The following is a 12523-nucleotide window of genomic DNA, read 5'->3' on the forward strand; positions in this document are numbered from 1 at the left end:
AAAACCCTTATTTCTCTATAAACAAGTCGCTGCTCAGGTACCTGTCTCCCCTATCGCAGGCAATAAATACAATAATTCCTGAAGTCAGTTCAGCAGCTAGTTTTAATGAACAGGCAAAAGCCCCGCCACTGCTCATCCCGGCAAAGATGCCCTCCTTTTTAGCCAGAAGCCTCGCATACTTTGAAGCTTCATCCTGTGAAACATCCAGTACCCGGTCTACCCTTGACGCATCAAAGATCTTCGGCAGATATTCCTTTGGCCATCTGCGGATACCAGGAATAGAAGATTCTTCCGTAGGTTGGCAGCCCACAATCTGGATCTCCGGATTTTGTTCTTTCAGGAACATGGAATTTCCCATAATACTTCCGGTGGTTCCCATAGAACTCACAAAATGCGTGATCTGCTGATTGGTATCGCGCCAGATCTCCGGTCCTGTAGTTTTATAATGCGCCAGATAGTTATCCTTATTGGCAAACTGGTCCAGCAGGAAATAACCTTCCTCTTCGCCCCTGGCTTCAGCATAATCCCTGCAGGCTTCTATAGATTCAAGCAGGGTAACCTTTGCGCCAAATGCTTCCATGGTTAGCGTGCGTTCACGGGTAGAATTAGAAGGCATCACCAGCTCTATCTCCAGATCATACAGACTTGCTATCATGGCCAGCGCAATACCTGTGTTTCCGCTGGTAGCTTCAATTAGCTTTGTTCCGGGTTTAATTTCCCCGCGTTCCATCGCACTGCGGATCATATTTAAAGCAGCCCTGTCCTTTACACTTCCGCCCGGGTTATTTCCTTCCAGCTTAGCAAAGATCTTTACGCCCGGGTTAGGATTTAACTTCTGGATTTCTACCAACGGGGTATTTCCTATGCACTCTATAATGTTAGCCATGTTAAATTTTATTTTTTGTTTCTATCACTTTCATAGCCGACTGATGGTATACCGTTGAATCAGGCAAAACGGATTTGGTTAACCATACATTTCCACCAATAATGCTGTTGTGACCGATAAAAGTATCGCCTCCTAAAATTGTCGCCCCTGAATAGATGATCACATGATCGCCTATTGTAGGGTGTCTTTTGGTATTGGCCATGAATTTCTCTACGCTTAATGCCCCTAATGTTACACCCTGGTATAATTTTACATGGTCTCCAATCACCGTAGTCTCACCGATAACGATACCGGTACCATGATCTATAAATAAGTACTCCCCTATCTTTGCCCCGGGGTGAATATCTATTCCAGTAATAGAATGTGCATACTCTGTAAGTACCCTCGGAATTAAAGGAACGCCCAAAACCAGCAACTGATGGGCAATACGGTATAAGGATATGCCAAGAAAACCAGGATAAGTCCTGATGATCTCAAATTCACTTTTTGCAGCCGGATCACCATTTAACGTGGCTGTAATATCTGTATTCATCCTGCGGTACAATTCCGGAAGATCACGGTAAAAGGTACCTGCAATCACTTCGTTATCACATTGCCCGCAGGCTTTGGTAGCTTTCAGTATTCCGAGCAACCCTTCCTGCGACTGGCGGAATAACTCTCTGATTTCCTCCAGAGAATATTCTGGCTGCGTTAAACGTTCAGGATAGACTAAGTTTAATAAATTCACTGCCCATTCAGCTATCTCCCTGTTGGAAGGAATCGCCTCCTTTAGGTTTTGTTTATGATAGAGATGAAGGTAAAATTCTTCGTTCATTTTGATGGAATACGGATTGGATTAAGGTAAAGGGTTGGTGTTTACATTCACTACGGTGGTAGTGCTTGGCAGTTTAATTTTATTGACCTCCAGTTCCTCTTTTAGTTTTTGATAATTGCTGTAATAGGCTGTCCAGAAATCGGCATTGAGCGACCACGACCTGATGATCAGTATAATGGCATCATCTCCAATAGAACTTACCAATACCGCAGGTTTAGGATCCTGAAGGGTTAGAGGATCATTTTCCAAAATGGCCAGCAGGACCTTACGTACAGCCTCTATATTGTTATCAAAAGATATGGATATTTTGTATTCTGCCTGTCGGATATCATTATCGGAGGCATTATTGATCACGGCATTGGCCAAAGGGCCATTCGGTGCATAGATGGTAGTTCCATTCCCGGCTTTTAGTGTGGTATATAAGATATCGATCTTCAAAACAGTTCCGGCAACATTATTACTGGAAGTGATATTGTGTCCTACCTTAAAAGGTTTGAAAAGCAGGATCAGCACCCCACCCGCAAAATTAGACAGACTGCCTTGCAGTGCCAGGCCAACGGCTAATCCGGCTGCACCCAGCACCGCTACAAAAGAACTGGTCTGAATACCAATCATAGAAGCGCAGCTGATAATCAGCAGTACGTAAAGCACTACGTTAACAATGCTGATCAGGAACTCACTTAAGGAAACATCTATACTGTTCCGGTGCAAACGCGCGTGGAGAAACCTCACAAAACGTTTGATAATCCAGAATCCCGCTAAAAGCGTGATGATAGCAAAAAAAAGATTGGGCAAACCCCTTACCAGGGTAAGGGTAAGGGCTTCCACATATTGTTTAACATTATTCATCCTTAATTATTCTTGGGTTCAAAGCTAATCGCCTCCTAAGATTTTTTAAAGATACATATCTATTTATTTGTTTAAAATCAAAGGATGTAATTGCTTTGTCAAGGAATAATTCCAGATCGGCTATAATAGGGTAAATTCTATCCCGAATGAAGTCCCGGGGTTGAGCACATAAAAATTCTCACGCAGCTTTCCGTCCAGCAGCTCATCTACTTTTACCCAGTCGAACTCCACCACGGTAAGATCTGGCGGTATGGTTGTCATCCCGCTCTTACCAATCATATCCTTGTCTGAAAATAGCGGAATGAACTCCCTGCCATCCTTAACATAAGTTTGGAAATTAAGTGCGTTGCTCATGGGGTTAAAATCTTTAAACAGGGAACGAAGCCTTCCTGTAGTTACCTGATTAATAAACTCTTTTCTATATTTCTCGGGTTCAAACCAATATTTCATTATTGCTACATGCAGCGGCTTAGGCTCATCCAGCGCGTAAAAGGGGGCATTTGTCTGTTCTATAAAACTTAATAGTTCAGGCTCATAGGCTGATGAAGTAAAAGACACCTGACGGTTGGCGAGAAATTGCTGCTTAAGCGATTCAGTAACGATAAGTATGTTATCCAGGTCCCCATGATGCACTACGGCGAGAAATAAATCCTCAGAATTATCCTGTTCATTATAGAGCAGACCAAAGTAAGCTTTGAGCACAGCAGGATTGGAGGAAAAAAAACTAATCAGGCTTTCTATGTAGTTTTTGTTCATATCAATAAATTAAAAACACCAACACTAATATATAAATTATATAAAAGCAATAATAATCTATTTTATAAAAAATAATTTTCCATTGCTTAATAAGGAAACTAAGCATCCCTGGCGCTATTGATAAATGGATATAGCATAAAATCCGAATATGATTTTACTCTTTGCTATTATTTCAAAAATCTTTTATCTGGAATTGTTCTAAATCACTTTTTATTTTATAAAAAATACTGTAATATTGTCCGCTGTTAATAATTAGTCTTAATAAGACAGACTAGCAGATAACAGCTGGCTCAATAACCCCAAAAATGACTGCAAGATATTTGCCCCTAAAATTTAGTTTTTCTAACGTTTCTCTTTCCATTTTTATTGCTCTTCTTTTATTTAACCTCAGCGGTTATGCCCAGGATACCAAAGGCACAATTTCTGGAAAAGTACAGAACAATGACTATGAACCTGTAGAAAATGCAACTGTTTACCTGAAGGGCAGACCTGGCAAAACGACTACCAATCAAGCCGGTGAATTTAGTCTCTCCGCAGCTGCCGGAAATTATGAACTGATCATCTCTATTGTAGGTTATAAAAAAGAAACGGTAAAAGTACATTTGCTTCAGGGTGTTACTACCAGCATTACCCCTCTCCTGTTATCAGGCAGTAATGATATGAACGAGGTTAAGATTGGTGGAAAATCCCAAAACAAACAAATAAAAGAATTGCCTTTTAATGTCAATATCGTTGACACCAAACAGTTATATAACAATTCATCTGATATAAATCAGGTGCTGAATAGAACTTCAGGTGTGCGTGTCCGTGAAGACGGAGGGGTTGGGTCTAACTTTACCTTTTCACTAAACGGTTTTTCCGGCAAACAGGTGAAGTTCTTTTTGGATGGGATCCCAATGGATAACTTCGGGTCTTCTTTGACCCTGAATAACTTTCCGGTAAATATGGCCGAAAGAGTAGAGGTATATAAAGGGGTAACCCCTATCGGTTTGGGCGCCGATGCATTGGGCGGAGCAGTGAATATCGTAACCAGGAACAATCCTAATTACATGGATGTGTCTTATGGATACGGCTCGTTTAACACCCATAAAGCTACCTTTAATGCGGCTTATACCAATGCCAAAACCGGCTTTACTATCCGGGCAAATGCCTTTTACAATTATTCCGACAATGATTATAAAGTAGATGTAAGCCCTATTAACCTCATTACAGGACAAACAGAGCCTGAGCAGGAAGTAAAACGTTTTCATGATGGTTATAAATCGGGAACCGCGCAGGTAGAAGTGGGCGTAACAGGAAAAAAATATGCCGACAAATTACTAATCGGATTAATCGCTTCCGGAAATGACAAAGATGTGCAGACCGGTGTAACAATGGAACAGGTTTTTGGTGCCAGAACAACACGCAGTGCTTCGGTTATCCCTACTTTAAAATATAAAAAAGCCGATTTGTTTGTCAAAGGACTGGACGTAAGTTTATACAGTGCTTATAATATGTCTGTCAACAGATTCATCGATACTACAAGACTAAAGTACAACTGGCTACAGCAGACCATTCCAACTTCAACAGCCGAATTATTGAGAACACAGCTTAAAAATAAGGATAATGAAGAATTAACCACAGCCAATATAGCTTACCGGATCAATGAGCACCACGCCATATCTTATAACTATACCCTTTCTGATTTCACAAGAAAGTCGAGCGATTTGGAAGATCCAAATAATGTAACCTATACTTACCCGCAGAACCTAACCAAACAGATTATGGGCCTGGCCTGGCAAACAGATTACAAACGTTTTACCGCCACTCTTTTTTCTAAATTGTACCTGCTGGATGCAAATTCATTTGAGCAAAAGGGGCTGACCGTAGCAGATGGCTACAAACAAACTTCCACTAACACCAGCAATACCGGTTACGGAGCAGCTGTTGCCTATTATATTTTAACTGGCTTACAGGCAAAAGCATCTTATGAACATACTTACAGACTACCAGACCCTACGGAGCTATTGGGTGATGGATTATATGTAAGAAGAAATTCCGATTTGAAACCAGAAAACAGCAATAACCTCAATCTGGGAGCTTTATATACGCTGCCGCTAAACAGCGACCATAAAATAGGAATAGAAGCTAATTTCATTTACAGAAATGCACAGAACTTTATTCGTCTCGACCAGGCACAGGCACAGCCGATAGACAGGCAGTATGTAAACGTAGGTAAAGTACGTACTACCGGCGTGGAAGGCGAAATTAAATATGCCTGGGCAGATAAAATCTTTGCTTCCGTAAATGCAACTTATCAGAATATCATTGACAAACAGCAGTTTATTACCAACAGCAACCTTACCGGTGATAATGTAACCCAGAATTTCTATTACAATTACCGTCTCCCTAATATCCCCTATTTGTTTGGCAATGCCGATATAGGTACCCTGCTTCACAACACCTGGGGAAAAGGAAATACACTGGGCTTAAATTATAGCCTGAATTATGTAGAAAAATACTACCTAACGCCTTCCGGATTTGGTGTAAATAATACAGATGACATTCCAACACAGGTATCACATAATGTGTCTGCTAACTATGCGCTTAGCCAAGGTAAGTACAATATTACGCTGGAATGCAGGGACTTCACTAATAATAAGCTTTACGACAACTACCTTCTGCAAAAACCAGGACGTTCTGTCTTTATCAAATTAAGATACTTCATCAGTAAATAAGAAACACATATAAAACCACGATTATGTATACAATTAAACAATTATTTAAATCTACTTTTTTTGCCGCACTGGCTATAACAGCGGTATCCTGCAGCAAGGATAAAGGTGTTGCTTCCGTAAGTACAGGAACTGAGACTTATGCTTTAGGTGTGGGTATCACTGATGCAAGCAACAATACCGTAAATTATGTGGTACAGGCCAGTAACCTGATGACCGGAACTATCTCTGCAACTTCCGGCAGTACCAACAATCCACAATTACAAACCGGATACCGTGATTATTCATTTGGTGGAGGAACATTCTACAGTGTTGGAGGATTAGGCGTATCTGATGCTACAGCTTATACTTTAGATGCTTCAGGTAAACTTTCCGGTAAAACAGGACTAACTTTTGATTTACCAAATACTGACCTGGTTAACGTTGATGGTACCACCATGATTGGCGGATCTTTTCCTACAGGACCAACGGTAAGCGCAAATGCCCAGTTATATACCCTGAACATCGCCGGCAACACGATCACCAATAAAGTAACTGTTCCTATGAACAGTTTATTTCCTACTAATACCGACTGGACTTTCTATACCGGAATGGTAGTTAGCGGATCTCAATTGTTCCAGACTTTCTATCCTGTTAATGCAAGTACTTATGAAACCTTACATACAGATACCAACTATGTTGCTGTATATTCTTACCCTGCTCTTGCTTTACAAAAAGTGATTAAGGATACACGTACTGGTCCTTCAGGTGCTTTTGGAACAAGATCTGGCATTATCAAAACTGATGCAGGGGATGTATATACAATTTCTAACTCCAGCTTTGCAAATGGCTACAGTCAATCTACCAAACCAGCAGGTATCTTAAAAATCGCTGCAGGCACAACTGTATTTGATCCTGCCTATTTCTTCAATACAGACACTGCTCCGAATGGTGGAAAAATTGCCCATGCAAAATACATCAGCGGTAACCTGATTTTTGTAGAGATTACTACTACAGCACCTACCCTGGCAGACAGATGGGGTGATAAAAACCTTCAGATGGCAATTGTAGACTTAAGCAAACAAACGATTACCCCTGTATCAGGTTCTCCTGTATTTAGTGGTAACGGCGGAAGAAGTTTTGATGCATTGGTAGACAACGGAAAAGTTTATACGGCCATCACTGTTAATGGTGTTACTAACATCTACCAGGTTGACGTAGCAACTGCTACTGTTACTAAAGGTGCCATCGTTTCAGGAACTTTTGTAGGCGGTATGGCCAGATTAAAATAATCAGCTATATTTTTTAAAAGTCTGATGAGGCCTATCTTCATCAGACTTCTCCTTTAATGATCTCTATGACTGGTTACCGAAAAAAGAAAAAACATCCGCGTTCACTATTTTATAGAATCTCCGCCTGGCTTCACTTATGGCTGGGACTGATCTCTGGAATGGTGATCGTCATTGTGAGTCTTACCGGTGCCATCCTTACCTTTGAACAGGAGCTACGCCTGTTATTTCAACCTTATCAAAAGGCTGAAGCAAATCATCTTCCTTTTTTACCGCCTTCTGCATTAAGTAAAGTAGTAATGGAGACCTATAAATTCCCTACCGTTGCAGGTGTTTTTTACCAGGGGGAAGGCCGAAGTGCCATTGTACCCTATTATGGCGATCCAAAGCGATATACGGTAGTGTATGTAGATCCTTATAGCGGTAAAATATTGCACCATCAGTTGCTGGATGAAGATTTTTATAGGATCATGCTTACCGGTCATTACCAGTTATGGCTCCCCCGTCCTGTTGGGCAGCCTATCGTTGCCTATGCTACGCTGATCTTTGTAATCACCCTGATCTCAGGAATGGTTTTATGGTGGCCAAAGAAATGGACAAAATCTACCAGGAAAGCCAGTTTTTTTATCAAAGTTAAAGCGAAATTCAAACGTGTAAATTATGACCTTCATAATGTGCTTGGATTTTATTCCCTGCTTATTGCGCTTGTGTTAGCCCTTACCGGAATGGTTTACGGCATGAAGTGGTTTTCTACAGCGGTTTATTTTGTAGGCTCCGGCGGAGAAAAGCAGTTGTCCAGGCGCGACCGCGCAGTATCTGATACTACCTTAGCTACTATCCACAACTTACCCGAAGAAGATATCTTATTTCATCATTTAGTAACGACAGGGGTAGATCTTGATCACCAGTTGATCAGCATCAGTTATCCCTTTGGTAAAAAAGGTGCATGGGGCGTGGGCATTAATCCAAAACCGGGCACCTCTTACCTGGACCACTATCAGTATTACGAGCAGCATTCCCTAAAACTGCTGCCCAGTCCTGATTTGTATGCCAAAGCCAATGGTGGAGAAAAAATAAGCAGGCTTAACCTGGACCTTCACATTGGTGCCATTGGTGGCATATGGACAAAGATCATTGCCTTTTTAGTCTGTGTGATCTGTACCAGCCTGCCCATTACCGGTTTTATCATCTGGATCAGGAAGAGGAATAAGTTCCAGTTTTAGATATCCTGTCTGTTGGTGAATGATTAAAATCTTTCTTCAAAAATTACCCAAAAGCTAAATAGCTGATACTCAATATAGGCTTAAAACTGCATACAACTGCTTTGTCAGGAAAAAGTCAAGCCTGTTCTTACATTGAAATTATTTTCAAATAAATACTACTATTTTAATAGACATTATTATCTTTGTGTCGTTCAGTAATTGAATTAACGAATAAAAATAGTCATGTGGCCGAGTGGTTAGGTGTGAGTCTGCAAAACTCTTTACGGCGGTTCGAGCCCGCCCTTGACGTCTGCTTTAATAGGTATAAAGACTTTTTGGTTAAAATTAAGTTTTGTTGAGAAGCCGGGCCGGATGGCCTGGCTTTATTTTTATCCGGCTATTTAATGTATTTTACACCTTATACGCAAACACTAATTAATGATCACGCTACAACACATTACCAAAACTTTCCATCAAAAAAACAGGACCGTAACAGCCTTATCGGATGTTTCCCTGCATGTTGCCGAAGGGAAAATATTTGGCGTTATCGGTGCCTCCGGAGCAGGAAAAAGCACACTGATCCGCTGCGTAAACCTATTGGAAACACCTACCTCCGGAGAGGTAATTGTAGACGGGCAGCATTTAACTTCACTTTCCAGAACAGCGCTGGCAAAAGCCAGAAGACATATCGGCATGATCTTTCAGCATTTCAATTTGTTATCCTCCAGGACGGTTTTTGAAAATATAGCCTTCTCGCTGGAGTTGGACCATGTACCTAAAGAAGAGATCAAAAAAAGGGTAAAGGAATTACTGGCTTTAGTAGGACTGGAAGAAAAATATAACGATTATCCTGTTAGTTTATCCGGAGGACAAAAACAAAGGGTGGCCATTGCGCGTACCTTAGCGAGTAATCCCAAAGTTTTGTTATGTGACGAAGCCACCAGTGCGCTGGACCCGGCTACTACCCATGCTATCCTCCAGTTATTAAAAGATATCAATCAGCGTTTAAACATTACCATTTTACTCATTACCCATGAGATGAATGTGGTAAAGACAATTTGCGATGAAGTGGCAGTGATCAGTGAGGGAAAACTGATTGAGCAGGGACCTGTAAGCACGATTTTTTCACACCCAAAAACAGACCTGGCCAGGCAATTTATCAGTTCTTCACTGAAGATCGATGTTCCGGCAGCTTACCAGCGACGGCTTTCTGCCCTGCGTTCTGAAGGAAAGCGGCCATTGCTAAAACTTGAATTTACGGGACAGTCGGTTGATGATCCTGTATTTTCTGAAGTAGCTACCTTGTTCCAGGTACAGAACAATATTATCAGTGCACAGCTTGACTATGCCGGTGAGGTGAAATTTGGCGTGATCCTGACTGAAGTATCGGCCACACCAGAAAACCATGAAAAAGCAATCTTATTTTATGAACAAAAAAATATTAAAACGGAGGTATTAGGTTATGTCTGAAGCAATGATCTGGATGCTGATCCACGGCACACTGGAAACTATACTAATGACTTTTGCAGCCGGCTTTTTTGGTTTCGTAATTGGTTTACCCGCCGGCGTATTTCTCTTTATTACGCGTGACGGGCAGATCATGGAAAATAAATCAATGAACCGCCTTTTATCGGTTATTGTAAATATTTTCCGTTCTATTCCTTTTATCATCCTGATCGTATGGATGATCCCTTTTACCAGGGCATTGGTAGGTACTTCCATTGGCGTAGAGGCAGCCCTTGTGCCCTTAAGTATTGGTGCCGCCCCTTTTATTGCCCGAATGATAGAAAACAGCTTACTGGAAATCCCTTATGGATTAATAGAAGCAGCAAGGGCGATGGGTGCAAAACCCTACCAGATCGTAGTTAAAGTATTATTGCCCGAAGCGCTACCCGCTATTATCAATAGTGCATCGATTACGCTGATCACCCTTGTGGGCTATTCTGCCATGGGCGGTGCTGTAGGCGCAGGAGGATTAGGACAAATAGGTTACCAGTATGGCTATGTAGGTTACGACGTAGTGGTGATGAATACCGTATTGGTATTGCTGGTAGCGCTGGTGTTTTTTATCCAGTTTTTTGGAGACCTGATCTCAAAATTAACAGACCATAGAAAATAAGAATGATAGCAATCCATATGAAACTTTTAGCAAAAATGACCGTTGTTGCCGGATCACTGCTCATCCTGAGCTGTGCAGGCAAATCAAAAAGGAACAACCCCAATCACCTTATCGTAGGCGTAGAATCCGGACCGGAATACAATATGGCACTGGTAGCACAAAAAGTAGCCAAGGATAAATACGGACTGGATGTGGAACTGGTGCAGTTCAATGATTATGTGATGCCCAATGAAGCTTTAAACCAGGGGGATATTGAGGTAAATGCTTATCAGAACAAACCTTATCTCGATGTGCAGGCTAAACAGCGTGGTTATAAATTTGCCATTGCAGGTAATACTTTTGTTTATCCTATAGCGGGTTATTCGAAAAAAATAAAAAGCATTGACCAGCTAAAGGATGAAAGCACAGTGATCATTCCAAACGACCCTACCAATAGCGGCAGGTCATTATTATTACTGCAAAAGGCAGGATTGTTAAAATTGAAAGATAATGTGGGCTTATTCCCTACCATCAATGATATCACGGCTAATCCTAAGAACTTAAAAATTGTTGAAATGGAAGCCCCTCAGCTCCCACGTTCGCTTGACGATGCGAAGGTGAGCATTGCTATTATCAACAATACTTTCGCCACTCCTGCAGGTTTAATTGCTTCCCGCGATGGACTGTTTGTAGAGGATAAACAATCACCCTATGTAAACATCATTGTTTCAAGAGAAGACAACAAAAACGAAGAGAAAATAAAGAAATTTGTTAAAGCTTATGAATCGCCCGAAGTAGAGGCAGCTGCCCTGAAAGAATTTAAAGGGGGTGCGATAAAAGGCTGGTAATTCAACAGAAAAACAGAAAGGCCAGATCATTAACATTGATTCGGCCTTTCTATTTTAATAAATACCTGTTAACCAATAACCGCTGCAGAGAAACGTTCCATTTCTTCCAACTGAGGACTGCATTGCAGCAGGAAAAAATTAACACCAGCTTTTTCAAATTCTCCGATCCTGTCCTGTACCTGATTTGGCGTACCAATCAATCCTGAACGCAAACCACGGTTTGAAACCGAATAATCTTCCAGTGAAACCTGTTGTTCCAATTGTGTGCCTGCCAGCCATTGCTGGTAGTTCTTATAACCTGAGCTGCTTGCTTTCACATCAGTTATCCTGGCCAGTTCTTTCTTAACTTCCTGTTCGGAATCCCTGATCACGCTATAGGCAGCTACGCCAAACTGCATTGGGGGCAGGTTCTTTTTATCCCTGCGCTCACTCAGGTCGCTGATGCGTTCTGCGATCTTTCCAGGGCTATCGCCATGCATTACATAACCGTCAGACGTAGTAGAGATCAGGTCTTTCGCCGCTTCAGATTCTCCACCGGCATAAATCCGCGGCCTCGGATGACCAATAGGTTTAGGCTGCAGGATATTTTCTTTCACCTGATAATACTTGCCATCAAAACTAAAATTATCTTTTTTCCAGACATTATCCAGTACCTCCAGCCATTCGGCGGTACGCGCATACCTGTCATCGTGCTGCTCAAATTTAACCCCGTACTTCTCGGCCTCATCCTGCCACCAGGAAGAAACTACATTTAACGACAAACGGCCGCTGCTGATGTGATCTATATTTGCAGCCTGCTTTGCCAGTAATGCCGGATTATGGAAAGTTGGCCTTACAGCCACCATCAGCTCCTGCTTATGCGTAACTGCTGCCATTGCCGCTGCTGTAGACCATGCATCCAGTGAAGGGGCATATTCTCCTTTAATATCGTTTAAATTTAGCTCGGCAATCAACGCCAGGTCGAACCCTATTTCTTCACTTCTGATTGCCAGCTTTTTCACGTAATCCCAGCTGGCTTCCATATTTTCATTTTCAACATTTCTTAACCAGCCTCCAAAAACCGGTACCCAATATCCGTATCTCATAAT

11 protein-coding genes and 1 tRNA gene are annotated in these 12523 nt (G+C 41.6%); 7 read left to right on the top strand and 5 right to left on the bottom strand.

Annotated elements, in window-relative coordinates; genetic code table 11:
- Positions 1-7: 7 nt before the first annotated feature.
- From cysM to GSQ84_RS13925, 4 genes are all read right to left on the bottom strand, one after another.
- Positions 8-898, bottom strand: coding sequence for a cysteine synthase CysM (gene cysM, locus GSQ84_RS13910; protein ID WP_371416378.1), 891 nt, complete (start codon positions 896-898; stop codon positions 8-10).
- A complete protein-coding gene (epsC, locus tag GSQ84_RS13915; RefSeq protein WP_158797889.1) occupies positions 888-1700 on the bottom strand; it encodes a serine O-acetyltransferase EpsC in 813 nt (270 codons plus the stop codon). The genes cysM and epsC overlap by 11 nt, the downstream gene beginning before the upstream one ends.
- A 21-nt stretch (positions 1701-1721) precedes the next feature.
- On the bottom strand, positions 1722-2549 hold the full coding sequence (locus tag GSQ84_RS13920; RefSeq protein ID WP_158797890.1) for a mechanosensitive ion channel family protein: 828 nt from the start codon (positions 2547-2549) through the stop codon (positions 1722-1724).
- A gap of 120 nt (positions 2550-2669) precedes the next feature.
- Complete coding sequence (locus GSQ84_RS13925; protein WP_158797891.1) at positions 2670-3305, bottom strand: enhanced serine sensitivity protein SseB C-terminal domain-containing protein; 636 nt, start codon at positions 3303-3305, stop codon at positions 2670-2672.
- A 305-nt stretch (positions 3306-3610) separates the two neighbouring features.
- Here GSQ84_RS13925 and GSQ84_RS13930 point away from each other — a divergent pair, with 305 nt between their 5' ends.
- From GSQ84_RS13930 to metQ, 7 genes are all read left to right on the top strand, one after another.
- Positions 3611-6022 (top strand): TonB-dependent receptor, encoded by a 2412-nt coding sequence (locus GSQ84_RS13930; RefSeq protein ID WP_158797892.1) that lies wholly within the window; start codon positions 3611-3613, stop codon positions 6020-6022.
- A 23-nt stretch (positions 6023-6045) separates the two neighbouring features.
- The gene (locus GSQ84_RS13935) at positions 6046-7290 is read left to right on the top strand and encodes a DUF4374 domain-containing protein (RefSeq protein ID WP_158797893.1); all 1245 of its coding nucleotides are present in this window, start codon (positions 6046-6048) and stop codon (positions 7288-7290) included.
- A gap of 65 nt (positions 7291-7355) precedes the next feature.
- A complete protein-coding gene (locus GSQ84_RS13940) occupies positions 7356-8510 on the top strand; it encodes a PepSY domain-containing protein (protein ID WP_158797894.1) in 1155 nt (384 codons plus the stop codon).
- A 218-nt stretch (positions 8511-8728) separates the two neighbouring features.
- Positions 8729-8799 (top strand) — tRNA-Cys (locus GSQ84_RS13945).
- Between the two features lie 128 nt (positions 8800-8927).
- The gene (metN, locus tag GSQ84_RS13950) at positions 8928-9959 is read left to right on the top strand and encodes a methionine ABC transporter ATP-binding protein MetN (RefSeq protein WP_158797895.1); all 1032 of its coding nucleotides are present in this window, start codon (positions 8928-8930) and stop codon (positions 9957-9959) included.
- Complete coding sequence (gene metI / locus GSQ84_RS13955; RefSeq protein WP_158797896.1) at positions 9952-10608, top strand: methionine ABC transporter permease MetI; 657 nt, start codon at positions 9952-9954, stop codon at positions 10606-10608. Before metN ends, metI begins: the two co-directional genes overlap by 8 nt.
- 17 nt (positions 10609-10625) lie before the next feature.
- Positions 10626-11435 (top strand): methionine ABC transporter substrate-binding lipoprotein MetQ, encoded by an 810-nt coding sequence (gene metQ / locus GSQ84_RS13960; RefSeq protein ID WP_158797897.1) that lies wholly within the window; start codon positions 10626-10628, stop codon positions 11433-11435.
- A 68-nt stretch (positions 11436-11503) separates the two neighbouring features.
- On the opposite strand, the gene GSQ84_RS13965 is transcribed toward metQ, so the two are convergent.
- Complete coding sequence (locus GSQ84_RS13965) at positions 11504-12520, bottom strand: LLM class flavin-dependent oxidoreductase (RefSeq protein WP_158797898.1); 1017 nt, start codon at positions 12518-12520, stop codon at positions 11504-11506.
- Positions 12521-12523: the final 3 nt, after the last annotated feature.

The organism is Pedobacter sp. L105, assembly GCF_009765875.1.
Lineage (GTDB): Bacteria > Bacteroidota > Bacteroidia > Sphingobacteriales > Sphingobacteriaceae > Pedobacter.

Coding starts and splice junctions, on each gene's coding strand:
- epsC (WP_158797889.1), bottom strand. CDS start 1,700: ATGAACGAAGAATTTTACCTTCATCTCTATCATAAACAAAACCTAAAG.
- GSQ84_RS13920 (WP_158797890.1), bottom strand. CDS start 2,549: ATGAATAATGTTAAACAATATGTGGAAGCCCTTACCCTTACCCTGGTA.
- GSQ84_RS13925 (WP_158797891.1), bottom strand. CDS start 3,305: ATGAACAAAAACTACATAGAAAGCCTGATTAGTTTTTTTTCCTCCAAT.
- GSQ84_RS13930 (WP_158797892.1), top strand. CDS start 3,611: ATGACTGCAAGATATTTGCCCCTAAAATTTAGTTTTTCTAACGTTTCT.
- GSQ84_RS13935 (WP_158797893.1), top strand. CDS start 6,046: ATGTATACAATTAAACAATTATTTAAATCTACTTTTTTTGCCGCACTG.
- GSQ84_RS13940 (WP_158797894.1), top strand. CDS start 7,356: ATGACTGGTTACCGAAAAAAGAAAAAACATCCGCGTTCACTATTTTAT.
- metN (WP_158797895.1), top strand. CDS start 8,928: ATGATCACGCTACAACACATTACCAAAACTTTCCATCAAAAAAACAGG.
- metI (WP_158797896.1), top strand. CDS start 9,952: ATGTCTGAAGCAATGATCTGGATGCTGATCCACGGCACACTGGAAACT.
- metQ (WP_158797897.1), top strand. CDS start 10,626: ATGAAACTTTTAGCAAAAATGACCGTTGTTGCCGGATCACTGCTCATC.
- GSQ84_RS13965 (WP_158797898.1), bottom strand. CDS start 12,520: ATGAGATACGGATATTGGGTACCGGTTTTTGGAGGCTGGTTAAGAAAT.